Genomic DNA, 14,985 nt, shown 5'->3' with positions numbered 1-14,985 from the left:
ATAAAAAAGGCGGTTTTACCGCCTTTTTTATTCACCTATTTTCCGACCATTGGTGTTTATCGTCACAGGAGATTATCGACCTTGCTTGACCTCATGACAATGGCGGACGTTATGAAAGCATCCGGCATTATAGCGAGCCAAAGTAGGCGGCCAAGGCTTTAAAGTCTTCTTCGGACAGATTCGCGGTAATAGCCTGCATCGGTCCGCCTTTGCGCGAACCGTCTTTGAAGCTTTTCAACTGCTGGGCCAGGTATTCAGGGTGTTGTCCGGCAAGTCTCGGAAACTGGCCATTGCCTTCGCCTGATGCGCCATGACATCCCAGGCACATGCCCGCTTTAGCTTTGCCGGTTTGAGCCAGCGCAGCATCGCCGCCGGCTTTTTCGGCTTTCTGGGTTGAAAAGTAAGCGGCTAGATTTGCTATATCTTCATCCGACAGGCTGGCCGCCATCGGTTGCATGACAGGATTGCTACGCTCTCCCTTTTTGAAGGCATTCAGTTGGTTAATGATATAGTTTGATTGCTGGCCCGCAAGACTAGGCCATTGGGGATTGCTGCTATTGCCTTTGGGCCCGTGGCAACCGCCGCAAGTTTCTGCTTTTTTTTCGCCGGCTGCAGCATCGGCAGCCGAAACCGGCACAGTTGCAGACCAGGCCAGGCATAGAAATAGCGTAAGGATTTGCTTGAATACAACCATGTTTCACCTCACAAAAGTATTGGGCTTTAGATGATTATTGAACTGGACGCAATATGACAGGCGTCTGTCTTATTGTTATTGGGAGCATTTACTATACAACTAAAAAGATTAAGTGATAATAAAAAAGTTCAGAGGTTGAGTATGATTACACCGGACAACACTGTAAGCTTATTTCCTATACCCGCTATTGGTGTCGGTGGAATCATCTTCAATCGGCAAAATCAGGTTTTATTGATAAAGCGCAATCAGCCGCCGGCGATGGGTTTGTGGTCCATACCTGGCGGGAAATTGGAGGCGGGCGAGTCTTTAACAGAAGCCTGTAAGCGGGAGATTAAAGAGGAGACGGGTCTGGAAACGGACATTAAAAATATTGTGGCGGTAGTCGAAAGGCGGATTGAGAATTTTCACTATGTGATTATTGACTATTTGGCTTTGTTAATTGGCGAAGAACAGGCTGTGCCGATAGCTCAGAGCGATATTGCCGATGCCAAATGGGTCGATTTGGAAAATCTTGCTGATTATGAGTTAGTTGAAGGTTTGGCGGAGATCGTCAGGCGCACCTTCTGCATTTATAAAGAAGATCATTTGGCTGGATTGTACGATGTTGATTCGAAGGGCACGGACTATATTCCTTTACTGTAAATGCTTTGCATGGGATCCCTTAGTGTATAAGCATCTGAATCCGGTTAAAATATCGGAAGTTTATCTTTGTTCGGGTTCATAATCGGCATGTCGGAAAAACATATTTATAAAGTCGCTTTTATCAATCAGGAGCAGGTTTATGAAGTTTACGTTAAGAGCGTCTATCAAGCGGAACTCTATGGATTTGTAATTGTTGAGGATTTCATTTTCGGCGAGAAAAGCTCAATTGTTGTCGATCCAACGGAAGAGCGGCTCCGGTCTGAGTTTGAGGGCGTCAATCGCTCTTTTATTCCTATGCACAAGATTATCCGTATCGATCAGGTAAAAAAGCGAGGGACGGCAAAGATTGTGGCTATTCCCAAGGATGCGGCAGAGGATCGTGGCCGGTTGTCTGCGCTTTATACGCCGGATAAGCAATAAAGCGCCTGCCCAATCGCCTTGGGCAGATTGGGCAAGGAAATTATTTTACGATACGTAAATTAGGTTTGTTAGGCGGGGTTTTCTCAGGAGGCGGTTCATCGCCTTCCGTGTCTTCATGATCGAAGATCATGCCTTTGCCGTTTTCTTTGGCGTAGATGGCCATCACAGCGGCTATCGGTGTGACGATATGCATCGGTTTGCCGCCAAACCGGGCGTTGAATTGAATTTCCTCATTGCCCAGAGAAAGTCCTTGTATGGCTTCAGGCCGTATATTCAAGACGATTTTACCGTCTTCAATATATTCCTGCGGCAGAACCGCGCTGCTGTTTTCAGCATCTACCAGCAAATGCGGAGTCAGGTGGTTATCAATGATCCATTCGTAGATTGAACGGATTAAATAGGGTTTTAAAGAAGTCATTTTGGTGGTTCAGCCATTTCTTTTTCTGCATCGCTGAGGCTGCGCTTGAATGCAGGTCTTCTGAATATGCGTTGGGCATAGTTTGTAATAGCTTCGCTCGGTGTCGACACATCAATGCCTATGCTCGGCAATCGCCATAATAAAGGAGCGAGCGCGCAATCGATCAGCGAAAATTCGTCACTCATGAAATAAGGTCTGGCCGCAAAAATAGGCGCGGCGGACAGCAGGCTTTCCTTCAACATTTTTTTAGCCCGGGCCGACTTTTTCTCGCCCGAATATAAGATCTCGTCAAGTAATTGATACCAGTCCTGATCTATGCGTTTAATCAGCATCCTGGCGTTGGCGCGCGAAACCGGGTCCATTTGATGCAATGGAGGATGCGGAAAGCGCTCGTCAAGATATTCCATAATAATGCGCGAATCATAGAGAACCAGGTCCCGCTCTATCAGCGTCGGGGATACGCCTGTCGGATTCAGTTCAAGCAAATCCTCAGGTGGGTTATTCGGATCATAATATTCAATGTCTGCGACAACCCCTTTTTCGTGTAAGACAAAGCGGGCGCAGTGGCTCATGGCACATGTTGGAGATGAAAAAAGCGTCATTACAGATTTACGAGTATTAATATTTGCCACGAATAACAACCTCATTTAGGACGGTGTGGGGCGGTAAAAGCGGGCATTATAACACGGAAGATCAGGTTTTTGACCGGCAGACGATATTAGAATCAAATGTATATGACAAGAAAACGTCCCTGTTTTCAGCGTCGTAAATTAATGAATATCTCTCCAATACTCTCGTTTCAGCAGATAGGCTATGCCGACAAACATGAAAATAAAGAATATGACATATTTGCCCATGCGCTGCCTTTCCAGTTGCACGGGTTCTCCGACATAAACCAGGAAATTGACCAGATCGTTGACTACGCGATCGAACTCTAGTTCAGTTAAAGCGCCTGGTTCTTCTATAACCAGTTTATCAATAACCTGTTTGCCATCCACTTTTTTATAAAGGGGTTTCTGTTCGCCTTGCAATTGCCAGAATACATTAGGCATGCCGACATCCGGAAAAACCGCATTGTTTGTGCCCAAGACTTTGGTTTTGTCGGTATAGAATCCCTTTAAATAACTGTACAGCCAATCAGCGCCGCGTGAGCGGGCGACCAATGACAGATCGGGGGGCTGAATGCCAAACCATTTTTCTGCGTCATGCGCATTCATCGCCGTGTGCATTTGGTCATAAATACCGGCCCCTTCCGGCGCAATGTCTTTCAAAACTTTCTTTTCGTCGACGCCAAGATCGAGGGCAATGCGCAGATAACGGATATGTTTTATCGAATGACAGCCCAGGCAATAGGTTACGAAGTGCTTGGCTCCGCGCTGTAAGGATGCGCTATCGGACAGATCGATATCGGCCTCCTGCAATGGCATGCCTTCAGATGCATGAACGCCCAAAGGCAGAATCAACAACAAAAATAGGGTGATAAATTTTTTCATATCAATCGAGGCTCTTTTTTAGTTTTATTGCTAGTCGAGTGATGACGTTGAGAATGCCTGCAGGATGGGGTCTTCTCTTCATAACTGTTGTGCCGTCTTCTTGGGTGACCGGTTTCTGCACAGTCATTTCATGATAAGTTTCTATCAGTGCAGGAATGCGGTCTTCAAGGCTTGGCTGATCCGTCACGCGTGACGGTAACGGTTTTGCTTTTTCCCAACGCGTATACAGCGGCATCAGCAGGAAGAAGCCGAAATAAATCGCCGTAAAAATACGAGCCACGGTTGTCGCTGCCGGCGTTGCGGGTTGCGTGCCTAGATAGCCTAAGCCGAGAAAGCTGATGACGAAAAGCAACAGGGCTTTTTTATAGGTGCCGCCGCGGTAGCGGATGGATTTGACTTCGCTGCGATCCAGCCACGGCAGCAGGAACAACACGACAATGGCGCCGCCCATGCCGATAACGCCGGCGAATTTGTCAGGAATCGCTCTCAAAATGGCATAAAATGGGGTGAAATACCAGACCGGCGCAATATGTTCGGGCGTTTTCATCGGGTCAGCCGGAATAAAGTTGGCGTGCTCCAGGAAATAACCGCCCATTTCCGGCATGTAAAAAATGACGGTCGCGAAAAACACTAAAAATACGCCGACGCCGACGATATCTTTAACGGTATAGTAAGGATGAAAAGGAATGCCATCCAGCGGAATGCCGTTGGCGTTCTTGTTTTTCTTGATTTCGATACCGTCCGGGTTGTTGGAGCCTACTTCATGCAGCGCTACGATATGCAGGAAAACCAGTAATACCAGAACCAATGGCACCGAGATAACATGAAAGGCAAAGAATCTGTTTAACGTGGCATCGGATACGACATAATCGCCGCGAACCCAGAGCGACAATTCATCGCCGACTACGGGTATGGCGCTGAACAGTGAAATGATAACCTGAGCGCCCCAGTAAGACATTTGTCCCCAAGGCAGCAGGTAGCCCATGAAGGCTTCGGCCATCAGTGCAACGAATATCAGCATGCCGAAGATCCAGATCAATTCGCGAGGCTGCTTGAATGAGCCGTACAGCAAGCCTCTGAACATATGCAGATAAACCACAATGAAAAAGGCCGAAGCGCCGGTGGAGTGCATATAGCGCACCAGCCAGCCCCAGTTGACGTCGCGCATGATGTATTCGACAGAGTCGAAGGCCAGCTGCGCATCCGGCTTATAGTTCATGGTCAGCAAAATGCCGGTCACAAACTGATTGACCAGCACCAGCAGGGCCAGTGAGCCAAAGAAATACCAGAAATTGAAGTTTTTCGGCGCATAGTATTGCGCCATGTGGTCATTCCAGAGTTTGGTGAGCGGAAAACGGTCCAGGACCCAGTTGCCGTATGTTGTTAGACGTGATGGTTTCATGCGCTTGCCCCCGCGGTAGCTTCTTCGCCAATGATGATCTGCGTGTCGGTAACATAACGGTAGGGTGGAATCTCCAGATTGGTAGGCGCCGGCACACCGCGATAAACACGGCCGGCCAGATCGAACCAGGAGCCATGGCAAGGACAGAAAAAGCCGCCTTTCCATTTATCGCCCAGATCGTTAGGGGCAATTTCCGGACGGTAAGTAGGCGAGCAGCCCAGATGCGTGCATAAACCAATGGCAACGAAAATCTCAGGTTTGATCGCACGCATTTGGTTCTTGCTCGAGGACGGCTGTATCGATTCCTGCGAGAGCGGATCACGAAGCTCATTATCAAGTGTTTTAAGCGTCTCAAGGACTTCCGGCGTTCTGTTCAGAATCCAGACCGGTTTGCCGCGCCACTCGACTCTGAGCAATTGACCAGGTTCCATTTTGCTGATGTCAACTTCAACAGGTGCCCCGGCCGCCATCGCTTTAACGCTGGGCTGCATTTGAGCCAGAAACGGAACCGCTAGATAGCCTGTGCCGACCGCCCCAACCACGGTCAACGCCGTGGTTAAAAACTGGCGCTTGGACTTATCGACGCCTTCATTATTCATTTATAAAGTCTCCTGATTGGGTCTGTGCTTTAAAGAGCACATGATTTTATAGTTTTTATCGATGCCAATATACCATTACAACTTATGTGTTTTGAAGCGTTTATGCGCAATGGTCCGGGAATCGGCATCCAGGGCAAATACATAGACGGCATCACAATCTCTGTATCTGTACAGTCAACGGTTTGATAGTCAGCTCAATGACCGGCCAGACTTTTTCTTAATGCCGCAAGAAAAGCCTTGTTTTCTTCCGGCGTGCCAATCGTGACGCGCAGGCAATCACTTAATAATCCCCCTTGCGGCGCCAGATTCTTTATTAAAACACCTTGCTCTTTTAATGAAGCGAAAATGCTGTCGGCCTGATTTTTCGGCGTCCGGAACAGAATGAAATTAGCCGCGCTTGGGTAGGCGGTAATGCCGTCCATGTCATTCAGTTGTTCAAATACGCCGGCTCGCTCAGCGCAGATCTGCCGGGTTTGGTTGTCAAACAGCGATTTATTGGACAAGGCAAAGTCGGCGCTGATTTGCGTGAGGCTGTTGATGTTATAAGGCAGGCGGATTTTGTTCAGTTGCTCGATAATGGCACGGCTGCCGGCAATATAACCCAGGCGCAGACCGGCCAGTCCCAGTTTGGAGACGGTACGCATGACCAGAAGGTTATCGAATTGATCCAGCCGGTCGATAAAGCTGGCATCGGCAAAAGGCGCGTAAGCCTCATCAATGACCACGAGTCCATTGGCCGCCTTGATAACCGCCAGCATCGCGTCTTCGCTGAACAGGTTGCCGGTCGGGTTGTTGGGATAGGCCAGAAAAATAACCGAAGGCTGATGCGCTTCAATCGCAGACAGCATGGCAGGCACATCCAGATCGAAATCGTCGGCCCGTAACGGAATGCCATGATAATTCAATCCCAGACAGTGGCTCAGTTGTTTATACATGACAAAGCCAGGATCAGGCGCCATTACGCAAGCATTCGATGGCAGCGCCATCAGCAGCAATTGAATGATTTCATCGGAGCCATTGCCCAGCAGTAGTTCGAATTGATCGGGCAGCTGGTTCAAACGTTTCAGCGTTGCTGCGAGCGCTTTGGCTTCAGGATCAGGATACCGGTTCAGCGCGCAGTCTTTCAGCGCTTCCAGCCAGCTGGCCTTGATATCATCGGGCCAGGTATAGGGATTTTCCATGGCGTCGAGTTTGATCAGGCCTGTGGCATCGGCCACTTTGTAGGCAGACAAGGCCCGCACTTCCTGGCGGAACACGGAGGCAATCAGATCATTTTGTGGCATACATTAAGATTCAGGGCAAAGGTGAAAAGTAACTGGCAAGATGCAGGGCGAAGACTTATCCGCCCTGCATCTTGGGCCTTACTCTGACTTTATTCGGTATTCGGCAGAGCGCGCATGGGCGGTCAGGCTTTCACCTCTCGCCAGTATCGATGCGGTCTTGCCCAACTGATCTGCACCGGCTTCGGAGCAGTTGATCAGACTGGAACGCTTCTGGAAATCGTAAACGCCCAAAGGCGATGAGAAGCGGGCGGTGCTCGATGTCGGCAAGACATGGTTGGGGCCGGCGCAGTAGTCGCCTAAGGCTTCGGCAGTATAGCGGCCCATGAAAATGGCGCCGGCATGGCGGATGTCTTCACATAAGGCGGTCGGATTTTCAACCGATAGTTCCAAATGTTCCGGCGCAATGATGTTGGCCACCTCGGCGGCTTCTTTTAAATTGCCGACCTTGATCAGAGCGCCGCGCGTGGTCAGCGAGGTTCTGATGATGTCGGCCCGCTCCATTTGCGGCAATAATTTGCGGATGCTCTGCTCGACGGCAGTCAGAAAATCTGCGTCATCACTGATCAGGATGGCTTGCGCGTCTTCATCGTGCTCGGCCTGCGAGAACAGGTCCATGGCAATCCAGTCCGGGTTGGTTTTGCCATCGCAGATCACCAGGATTTCCGAAGGGCCGGCAATCATGTCGATGCCGACTTGCCCGAAAACCAGTTTTTTGGCCGTGGCGACATAGATATTGCCGGGGCCGACAATTTTGGCCACAGCCGGCACCGTTTCCGTGCCGTAAGCGAGCGCTGCGACAGCCTGTGCGCCGCCGATGGCAAAGGCGCGGTCGACGCCGGCCAGATAAGCGGCCGCCAGCACCAGCTCATTGGTTTCGCCATGCGGCGTGGGCACGACCATGATCAGTTCGCCGACACCGGCGACTTTGGCCGGGATAGCGTTCATGAGCACCGAAGACGGATAAGCCGCTTTGCCGCCCGGCACATAAAGCCCTACGCGATCCAGCGGGGTGACTTTCTGTCCCAACAGCGTACCGTCGGCTTCGGTGTACTGCCATGACTCCATCTTCTGTTTTTCCGCATAGGCGCGGATGCGGTCGGCCGCTGTCTGCAATGCCTTGGCTTGATCGGCCGGCAGTTTTTCCCAGGCTGATTTCAGCGTATCCCGGGACAGTTCGAGCTGGCTGGCATCGGTGATCTGGCAGTGATCGAAGCGGTTGGTGTATTCGATCACGGCTTTATCGCCGTTTTTGCGCACGTCGGCAATGATGGACAGCACGCGTTGATGAATTTCCAGATCGTCGGTTTCATCCCAGGCCAGCAGATTTTTCAATTGCCGGTCAAAATCAGCTGATGAGGCATCCAGTTTGGTAATGTTTAAATCGGACATGGCGTTATCTTTCCGCAAGGGTTTTTTCAAATTGATCGAGTAGTGACTGAATGGCCTGATGCTTCATCTTCATGGCCGCCTTGTTCACGACCAGGCGGGAGCTGATGTTCATGATGAGATCGCGCGGTTCGAGACCGTTGGCTTTCAGGGTGTTGCCGGTATCGACGAGGTCAACGATGCAATCGGCCAGGCCAACCAGGGGCGCCAGTTCCATGGAGCCGTATAACTTGATGATTTCGGCCTGAATGCCTCGGCCGGCAAAATAGCGTTGGGCGGTTTTGACGTATTTGGTCGCCACGCGGATTCTGCCCGAGATGTCCGGCGCATCCTTGGGCGCGGCGGTCATGAGCCGGCAGCAGGCAATCTTCAGGTCCAGCGGCTCGTACAGGCTTTCGGCGCCGTGCTCCAGCAACACATCCTTGCCGGCGATGCCGAGGTCTGCGGCGCCATATTCTACAAATGTAGGTACATCAGTAGCACGGATGATGACCAGTTGAACGTCGTCGCGGCTGGTCTGCAAAATCAGCTTGCGGCATGTTTTCGGGTCGTCGATCGGCGTGATGCCTGCCTCTTCCAGGAAGGGCAGGGCTTCTTCATAAATTCGGCCTTTGGATACGGCGATAGTCAGCATGGCTGATCCTTTATCTTGGGACGCGGCGTATAGTCGCGCCCAGTTGCGAAAGTTTTTCTTCGATGTGATCGTAGCCGCGGTCTATATGGTAGATGCGGTCAACCAGCGTATCGCCTTCGGCCGCAAGGGCGGCGATGACCAGACTTGCGGACGCTCTTAAATCGGTCGCCATAACGGGGGCAGCGGTCAGCTTTTTAACGCCGGTGCAGATAGCGGTATTCGATTCCAGCTTGATGTCAGCGCCCATGCGCTGCATTTCCTGGACATGCATGAACCGGTTCTCAAAGACCGTTTCGGTAATAATGCCGACACCTTCCGCGACCGTATTCATGGCCGTGAACTGGGCCTGCATGTCGGTCGGGAAAGCCGGGTAGGGGGCAGTGCGCACGGAGACGGCTTTGGGCTTGTTGCCGTGCATATCGAGTTGGATCCAGTTTTCGCCGGTTGTAATGTCGGCGCCGGCCTCAACCAATTTTTCCAGAACGGCATCCAGCAGATCAGGCCGGGTATTTTTCAGTTTGACTTTGCCGCCGGTGATGGCAGCCGCGACCAGATAAGTGCCGGTTTCGATGCGGTCGGGCAGGATGTTGTAGTGCAGATTTTCCACGCCCAGTTTTTCGACGCCTTCAATGACGAGAACATCGGTGCCGATGCCGGAAATTTTGGCGCCCATGGCATTCAGGAAATAAGCCAGATCACTGACTTCCGGTTCCTTGGCGGCATTTTCGATAATCGTGGTGCCTTCGGCCAGTGCGGCGGCCATGAGCAGGTTTTCAGTGCCGGTAACGGTGATCTGTTCAAGCACCAGTCGGCAGCCTTTCAGTCGGTCGACCTTGGCATGGATATAGCCGTTTTCGACGGTGATGTCGGCGCCCATCTTGATCAATCCGTTGATGTGAATATCCACAGGACGCGTGCCGATGGCGCAGCCGCCGGGCAGCGATACATGCGCCTCGCCGTACCGGGCCAGTAAAGGGCCCAGCACCAGGATCGATGCGCGCATGGTTCTGACCAGTTCATACGGCGCTTCAAAACAGGCGATCGAGCTTGCGTCGACTTCAATGTTCATTTTTTCGTCGACGATGAGCTGAACCCCCATGCGGCCCAGTAATTCCATCGTGGTCGTGATGTCGTGCAGGTGCGGTATGTTGCCGACGCTGACGGGCGTTTCCGAAAGCAACGTTGCGGCCAGAATGGGTAAAGCCGCATTCTTGGCGCCGGAGATGCGCAGTTCTCCTGAAAGTCTTTTGCCGCCGGTAATGATTAGTTTATCCATACAGAATGTCTTGGGTTATCTCGATAAATGCTAAAGATCAGTAAACTCTGGCGAATCTGGCTGACTTGTAAAATGGTTCGTCTTGTCAAAGCCGCTCAATCTGGCAAGGTTGAGCAGCTGCTTAGGAATGTTCTTAAAGTGCAGCTGGATTTTATGGTCGCGCGTATACTTTATCCATTCGATCATGAGTGCAAGCCCGGCACTATCCGTAGATGTGACCCGGCTGAGATCGATGGTGATGTGTTTTGCCGTCTTCAAGAAGTCAAATGATTTGACTGTTTTCTTATCTATCGTTGAAAAGGTCAAATCGCCATCGATAATGAAGTGTCCCGCTCCCTGATCAATAATATTCAGCCCGCTCACTTTTTCGTTTCCGCTTTTTCTTCGGCTGATTTAAACAGGAATTGGCCGATTACTTTTTCCAGGATGATGGCGGACTGCGTGATTTCAATCGTGCTGCCTTCTTTCAGATATTCTTCCGAGCCGCCCGGCACCAGGTTGACGTATTGTTCGCCTAGCAGGCCGGCGGTAAAAATGCTGGCGCTGGTATCATCCGGGAGGGTGTTGTACTTCGCGTTGATATGCATTTCAACGACGGATTCATAAGTGGTCGGGTCGAAGCTGATGGCTTTGACCTGGCCTATTTTAACGCCGGCTACGGAAACCGGCGACTTAACCTTCAGTCCGCCGGAATTCTCAAAGCGTGCAGCCACAGTGTAGGTGTCTTCCTCAATAAAAGTGCTCAAATTACTGACTTGCAAGGCAAGAAAGAGCAGGCCGACGATGCCTGCGGCGACAAAAAGCCCGACAAGCGTGTCCTGGGTACTGGTGTGCTGCATTTAAATTAATCTCCGAACATGAGTGCGGTCAGGATGAAATCGAGACCTAAAATACTAAAAGCTGAATTGACGACGGTACGTGTAGTGGCGCGGCTGACCCCTTCGGAAGTCGGGATGGTGTCATAACCTTCAAACAGCGCTATCCAGGTGGCGACAAAACCGAAAACAATGCTCTTGATGACGCCGTTGACGATATCATCCTGGAAATCGATGCCGGCCTGCATCTGTGACCAGTAAGAGCCTTCGTCCACGCCCAGCAGGCCGACGCCGACCATGTGTCCGCCCAGGATGCCGATCATGCTGAATAAAGCCGCCAGCAAGGGCATGGATAGCAAGCCGGCCAGAAAGCGCGGCGAAATAATGCGCTTGATCGGGTCGACGGCCATCATTTCCATGCCGGAAAGCTGCTCAGTCGCTTTCATCAGGCCGATTTCCGCCGTTAAAGCGGAACCGGCCCGGCCGGCGAACAACAAGGCTGTCACAACCGGGCCCAATTCCCTGACCAGCGATGCCGCGACCATGAGGCCCAGCGTCTCTTCGGCGCCGAAATCGGACAGGATGTAAAAGCCCTGCAGCCCCAGCACCATGCCGACAAACAGCCCAGAGATGGTGATAATCAGAAAGGACAGGACGCCGACCGCATACATCTGATTAAGGATCAGCCTGGGCCGCGGCAAAATGCTGCCGATGCCGCCAAGCGTATGCAGCAGGAAGAATGTGCCGCGTCCCAGCTTGGTAAAACCGGTGCGTGTCGTTCTGCCTAAAAATTGTAGAAATTGAGTCATGTTTATAGCTGCCCGTAACGCTTTGATACCCGGCCAGAACGTTTTTTGGATGACAGCAGGTCGTCAACATAGTCTGTTGCAGGGTAATGAAAATGCACCGGGCCGTCTGCCGCTCCGGTCATGAATTGTTGAACCCATTCAGATTCCGACTGTTGAATTTCTTTCGGCGTGCCCTGGCCGACGACTTTGCCTTCCGATAATACGTAAATATAATCGGAGATCGCCGCCGTTTCATGGACATCGTGCGAGACGATAATGCTGGTCAAGCCCAGGGTATTATTCAACGATTTGATAAGGTGCACCAGTGCGCCCATGGAAATCGGGTCCTGACCTGTAAACGGTTCATCATACATGATCATCATCGGGTCCAGGGCGATTGCGCGGGCCAGGGCGATGCGCCTGGCCATGCCGCCGGACAACTCATTAGGCATCAGGTCGCGTGCGCCTCTCAGTCCTACGGCCTGGAGTTTCATCAACACCAGCGTGCGGATCATGGATTCGGGCAGATGGGTGTGCTCGCGCAACGGAAACGCCACATTATCGTATACGTTCATATCCGTTAATAAGGCGCCGCTTTGAAAAAGCATGCCCATGCGTTTGCGCAAATTGTACAATTCCGACCGGCGCAAGCGGTGGACATTCTGCCCGTCTACCGTCACAGAGCCGTGGTCGGGAAACAATTGGCCGCCGATCAGTTTCAACAGCGTGGTTTTGCCCGTGCCGCTGGGACCCATGATGGCGGTAATCTTACCGCGTTCGAATTCCAGCGAAATATCGTCAAATATTTTCTTATTGCCCCGGGAAAATGACAAATTGTGAACAGAAACTAAGCTGTTTTGAGAGGAAACGCTGTTATCCATGCGTGGTCAGGATATATTTCAGAATCTAAACCCGCTATTTTCTATGACTAGTCCCTGTCAAGTCAATATACGGTTGTTTGAGAAAGAAAAAGTAGCACTTCGCCGCATCGGTTCAGCACATAGGATGGGAAGCGTGAGCTTCGGAAATACTATAAGGGTGAGCCGCTAAAGAGAGGTCAGAGGGGAAGAAATCTTTTGCCTGATTTAGCCTGAGCATTTCACAATGAAGGACGCGAAGGCTTTGAAATTCAAATGCTTGCTAATGTTCCCAGATAAATTTATGAAGTTGCCGTAAGATGGCATGCCTTGATTTTCCTAGTGCTTTATATTGATGTTCCAGGCGCCCTCTGCCTCCCGTGTAAACCACGCGGTTGGGGGGAATGCAGAGATTGCATAACGCCATGGATGGCGTGTAGTAGAGTACCAGCAGTAGGCGCTTTAAGCAACGCAGGAGCAGTTGCCGAAGGCTGGTCGGTCATGAAAAGAACCCCGCGGCAAGCTGGGGATTAAATGGAAAATAGTTGTGCAGGTAAGAGGCTTGCAGGCGTCCGGAACGAAAAAAACCTTCGCCGTGGCCGAAGCTGCGTTGCGGTACGGACAGGGTCAACGGCTCCATAGTCGTTTCCAGTTGTGAATGATGAAAGCTGTGGCCGCGGATCTCGCCTTGCTCCAGCTGCAAGCTGTGCATGCCGAGATTGACCAGCCGGCTCTGCATCCGGGCGCTGCCGGGCAGCAGGCCGGCCATTTCTGCGCGGTTGCCGTCTCGATCTGCCAGGCTATTCAATAAATACAAAAAACCGCCGCATTCGGCATAGATTGGTTTGCCGGCCCGATGATGGGTCTGCAGGGCCTGCTTCATCGCCAGATTATTGGCCAGGGTCTGCAAATGCAGTTCCGGATAGCCGCCGGGCAAATACAGGCTGTCGGCGTCCGGCAGGCCGCTGTCGGCCAATGGCGAGAAAAACCGCAGTTCCGCACCCATGGCCTGAAGACAATCGAGATTGGCCTGATAAATGAACGAAAACGCCGCATCGCGGGCGACGGCGATGCGCTTGCCTGCCAGCAGGCGAGGCAGCGGCATGGCTTCGGCAGGCTCAAAAGCTACGCTGTTTGGTAAACGGCAGGGCGCGAGACTGCTCAGCAATTCGGCGGCGCGCGCCAGTCGCAGGTCGAGATCGCCGATTTCATCGGCCTGCAGCAAACCGAGATGCCTCGACCGCAAGCCGACCGTTTCGTCTTTTGCCATTATCGCCAGCAACGGCATCGCATCCGGCAGTGCTTCTTCCAGCAGCCTGGCGTGACCTGGGCTGCCGACCTTGTTGGCGATCACGCCGGCAAACGGCAGTTGCGGCCGATAATTGGCCAGACCGTACGCGACGGCGGCAAAAGTTTGCGCCATGCCTTGGGTATCTATCACTGCCGCAACAGGCACAGACAAGGCCTGCGCCAGATCGGCGCTGCTGGTGTCGCCATCGTACAAGCCCATCACGCCTTCAATCAGAATGAGGTCGGCGTCGGCGGCGGCGCGATATATCAGTTCGCGGCAATGCGCTTCGCCCATCATCCACAAATCGAGCTGATACACCGGTTGTCCCGAGGCATGGGCCAGGATTTGCGGATCGATGAAATCGGGGCCGGTCTTGAATACCCGAACTTTGCGGTTTTGTTGGCGGTGATAGTAAGCCAGCGCGGCGGTAATGGTGGTTTTGCCCTGGCCGGAAGCAGGCGCGCTGATTAGCATAGCGGAGCAATGTTGAGGTAAGGATGAAGATGCCATGAATTAAAGTCTGAATTTGGGTAAGAGCGCAGTCTAATAACAAGCCCGCCAGAACAGGGCCTTATTGAAGCAAATCTTCATAGTGTTCACTGGAGGCTTGGCAGTCATCGCCCGGGCGATATCGGATTGTGGACACTGACTATGTGCGAAGCTAATAGCATAATGGCGATGCTGATTTATGGCCAATGGTTTTTGCCGAAAAACAAGCTCAAGAACTGCCGGAGATTTTTATTGATGATACAGATAATTGCCGACTTCCTGCAGGAAATCGGCGTCTAAGACTAGAGTCGGGCCAGTGCAGGGGCGTCAAAGTTATAGGAAATTTTGAAGGAGGAATTACTGTTGTCGGGAAAATACGTTTGCATGATTGCCAATCCCGCATTTGGCTAATTGAAATAAATAGTACAGAAGATAACCCCAAAGCCGGTATGTGATAAATTTCTTCACAGTGTCGCTGTTACTGCTCCAGTCTTATCT

Annotated in this window: 18 protein-coding genes; 3 read left to right on the top strand and 15 right to left on the bottom strand. The window is 51.7% G+C overall.

Going from position 1 to position 14,985, the window contains the following annotated elements; all coding sequences use genetic code 11:
- Positions 1–127: 127 nt before the first annotated feature.
- The gene (locus IT781_RS08415) at positions 128–694 is read right to left on the bottom strand and encodes a cytochrome c (protein ID WP_194969703.1); all 567 of its coding nucleotides are present in this window, start codon (positions 692–694) and stop codon (positions 128–130) included.
- A gap of 141 nt (positions 695–835) precedes the next feature.
- Here IT781_RS08415 and IT781_RS08410 point away from each other — a divergent pair, with 141 nt between their 5' ends.
- Together IT781_RS08410 and IT781_RS08405 are read left to right on the top strand one after the other, a co-directional pair.
- Positions 836–1,336, top strand: a complete 501-nt coding sequence (locus IT781_RS08410) for an NUDIX hydrolase (protein ID WP_194969702.1) — start codon at positions 836–838, stop codon at positions 1,334–1,336.
- Between the two features lie 66 nt (positions 1,337–1,402).
- Positions 1,403–1,756 (top strand): DUF1820 family protein, encoded by a 354-nt coding sequence (locus IT781_RS08405; RefSeq protein ID WP_228779014.1) that lies wholly within the window; start codon positions 1,403–1,405, stop codon positions 1,754–1,756.
- A 40-nt stretch (positions 1,757–1,796) separates the two neighbouring features.
- Here IT781_RS08405 and IT781_RS08400 read toward each other — a convergent pair whose 3' ends face one another.
- The 14 genes from IT781_RS08400 to IT781_RS08335 form a co-directional block, all read right to left on the bottom strand.
- Positions 1,797–2,174 carry a ClpXP protease specificity-enhancing factor gene (locus IT781_RS08400; RefSeq protein ID WP_194969701.1) on the bottom strand — a complete coding sequence of 126 codons (378 nt, stop codon included), beginning with the start codon at positions 2,172–2,174 and terminating at the stop codon, positions 1,797–1,799.
- Positions 2,171–2,776, bottom strand: coding sequence for a glutathione S-transferase N-terminal domain-containing protein (locus IT781_RS08395; protein WP_255528668.1), 606 nt, complete (start codon positions 2,774–2,776; stop codon positions 2,171–2,173). The genes IT781_RS08400 and IT781_RS08395 overlap by 4 nt, the downstream gene beginning before the upstream one ends.
- A 168-nt stretch (positions 2,777–2,944) precedes the next feature.
- Positions 2,945–3,667, bottom strand: a complete 723-nt coding sequence (locus IT781_RS08390; RefSeq protein ID WP_194969699.1) for a cytochrome c1 — start codon at positions 3,665–3,667, stop codon at positions 2,945–2,947.
- A gap of 1 nt (position 3,668) precedes the next feature.
- Entirely contained in the window at positions 3,669–5,069 is a 1,401-nt protein-coding gene (locus IT781_RS08385; RefSeq protein ID WP_194969698.1) for a cytochrome bc complex cytochrome b subunit, read from the bottom strand.
- Positions 5,066–5,668, bottom strand: a complete 603-nt coding sequence (gene petA, locus IT781_RS08380; protein WP_194969697.1) for a ubiquinol-cytochrome c reductase iron-sulfur subunit — start codon at positions 5,666–5,668, stop codon at positions 5,066–5,068. The genes IT781_RS08385 and petA overlap by 4 nt, the downstream gene beginning before the upstream one ends.
- A 194-nt stretch (positions 5,669–5,862) precedes the next feature.
- Positions 5,863–6,951 carry a histidinol-phosphate transaminase gene (gene hisC / locus IT781_RS08375; protein WP_194969696.1) on the bottom strand — a complete coding sequence of 363 codons (1,089 nt, stop codon included), beginning with the start codon at positions 6,949–6,951 and terminating at the stop codon, positions 5,863–5,865.
- Positions 6,952–7,029: 78 nt separating this feature from the next.
- A complete protein-coding gene (gene hisD, locus IT781_RS08370; RefSeq protein ID WP_194969695.1) occupies positions 7,030–8,340 on the bottom strand; it encodes a histidinol dehydrogenase in 1,311 nt (436 codons plus the stop codon).
- A gap of 4 nt (positions 8,341–8,344) precedes the next feature.
- A complete protein-coding gene (hisG, locus tag IT781_RS08365; RefSeq protein WP_194969694.1) occupies positions 8,345–8,971 on the bottom strand; it encodes an ATP phosphoribosyltransferase in 627 nt (208 codons plus the stop codon).
- A 10-nt stretch (positions 8,972–8,981) separates the two neighbouring features.
- On the bottom strand, positions 8,982–10,247 hold the full coding sequence (murA, locus tag IT781_RS08360; protein ID WP_194969693.1) for a UDP-N-acetylglucosamine 1-carboxyvinyltransferase: 1,266 nt from the start codon (positions 10,245–10,247) through the stop codon (positions 8,982–8,984).
- A 30-nt stretch (positions 10,248–10,277) separates the two neighbouring features.
- Positions 10,278–10,610, bottom strand: coding sequence for an STAS domain-containing protein (locus IT781_RS08355; protein WP_194969692.1), 333 nt, complete (start codon positions 10,608–10,610; stop codon positions 10,278–10,280).
- Entirely contained in the window at positions 10,607–11,086 is a 480-nt protein-coding gene (mlaD, locus tag IT781_RS08350; protein WP_194969691.1) for an outer membrane lipid asymmetry maintenance protein MlaD, read from the bottom strand. Before mlaD ends, IT781_RS08355 begins: the two co-directional genes overlap by 4 nt.
- Positions 11,087–11,091: 5 nt before the next feature.
- Positions 11,092–11,871: a lipid asymmetry maintenance ABC transporter permease subunit MlaE gene (gene mlaE / locus IT781_RS08345; protein WP_194969690.1), complete on the bottom strand. Its 780-nt coding sequence runs from the start codon at positions 11,869–11,871 to the stop codon at positions 11,092–11,094.
- 2 nt (positions 11,872–11,873) lie between these two features.
- Positions 11,874–12,731: an ABC transporter ATP-binding protein gene (locus IT781_RS08340; RefSeq protein WP_194969689.1), complete on the bottom strand. Its 858-nt coding sequence runs from the start codon at positions 12,729–12,731 to the stop codon at positions 11,874–11,876.
- A 475-nt stretch (positions 12,732–13,206) separates the two neighbouring features.
- Entirely contained in the window at positions 13,207–14,472 is a 1,266-nt protein-coding gene (locus IT781_RS08335; protein ID WP_194969688.1) for a cobyrinate a,c-diamide synthase, read from the bottom strand.
- 221 nt (positions 14,473–14,693) lie between these two features.
- Here IT781_RS08335 and IT781_RS08330 point away from each other — a divergent pair, with 221 nt between their 5' ends.
- A complete protein-coding gene (locus IT781_RS08330; protein WP_194969687.1) occupies positions 14,694–14,942 on the top strand; it encodes a hypothetical protein in 249 nt (82 codons plus the stop codon).
- Positions 14,943–14,985: the final 43 nt, after the last annotated feature.

It is taken from the genome of Methylobacter sp. BlB1 (genome assembly GCF_015476545.1).
Lineage (GTDB): Bacteria > Pseudomonadota > Gammaproteobacteria > Methylococcales > Methylomonadaceae > Methylobacter.
Note: the sequence above shows the minus strand (reverse complement) of the source record. Positions and strands in the feature narration are given on the sequence as shown.

Excerpts from the sequence above, each read along its gene's own strand:
- IT781_RS08415 (WP_194969703.1), bottom strand. The coding sequence starts at position 694 with ATGGTTGTATTCAAGCAAATCCTTACGCTATTTCTATGCCTGGCCTGG.
- IT781_RS08410 (WP_194969702.1), top strand. The coding sequence starts at position 836 with ATGATTACACCGGACAACACTGTAAGCTTATTTCCTATACCCGCTATT.
- IT781_RS08400 (WP_194969701.1), bottom strand. The coding sequence starts at position 2,174 with ATGACTTCTTTAAAACCCTATTTAATCCGTTCAATCTACGAATGGATC.
- IT781_RS08395 (WP_255528668.1), bottom strand. The coding sequence starts at position 2,776 with ATGACGCTTTTTTCATCTCCAACATGTGCCATGAGCCACTGCGCCCGC.
- IT781_RS08390 (WP_194969699.1), bottom strand. The coding sequence starts at position 3,667 with ATGAAAAAATTTATCACCCTATTTTTGTTGTTGATTCTGCCTTTGGGC.
- IT781_RS08385 (WP_194969698.1), bottom strand. The coding sequence starts at position 5,069 with ATGAAACCATCACGTCTAACAACATACGGCAACTGGGTCCTGGACCGT.
- petA (WP_194969697.1), bottom strand. The coding sequence starts at position 5,668 with ATGAATAATGAAGGCGTCGATAAGTCCAAGCGCCAGTTTTTAACCACG.
- hisC (WP_194969696.1), bottom strand. The coding sequence starts at position 6,951 with ATGCCACAAAATGATCTGATTGCCTCCGTGTTCCGCCAGGAAGTGCGG.
- hisD (WP_194969695.1), bottom strand. The coding sequence starts at position 8,340 with ATGTCCGATTTAAACATTACCAAACTGGATGCCTCATCAGCTGATTTT.
- hisG (WP_194969694.1), bottom strand. The coding sequence starts at position 8,971 with ATGCTGACTATCGCCGTATCCAAAGGCCGAATTTATGAAGAAGCCCTG.
- murA (WP_194969693.1), bottom strand. The coding sequence starts at position 10,247 with ATGGATAAACTAATCATTACCGGCGGCAAAAGACTTTCAGGAGAACTG.
- mlaD (WP_194969691.1), bottom strand. The coding sequence starts at position 11,086 with ATGCAGCACACCAGTACCCAGGACACGCTTGTCGGGCTTTTTGTCGCC.
- mlaE (WP_194969690.1), bottom strand. The coding sequence starts at position 11,871 with ATGACTCAATTTCTACAATTTTTAGGCAGAACGACACGCACCGGTTTT.
- IT781_RS08340 (WP_194969689.1), bottom strand. The coding sequence starts at position 12,731 with ATGGATAACAGCGTTTCCTCTCAAAACAGCTTAGTTTCTGTTCACAAT.
- IT781_RS08335 (WP_194969688.1), bottom strand. The coding sequence starts at position 14,472 with ATGCTAATCAGCGCGCCTGCTTCCGGCCAGGGCAAAACCACCATTACC.
- IT781_RS08330 (WP_194969687.1), top strand. The coding sequence starts at position 14,694 with ATGGTTTTTGCCGAAAAACAAGCTCAAGAACTGCCGGAGATTTTTATT.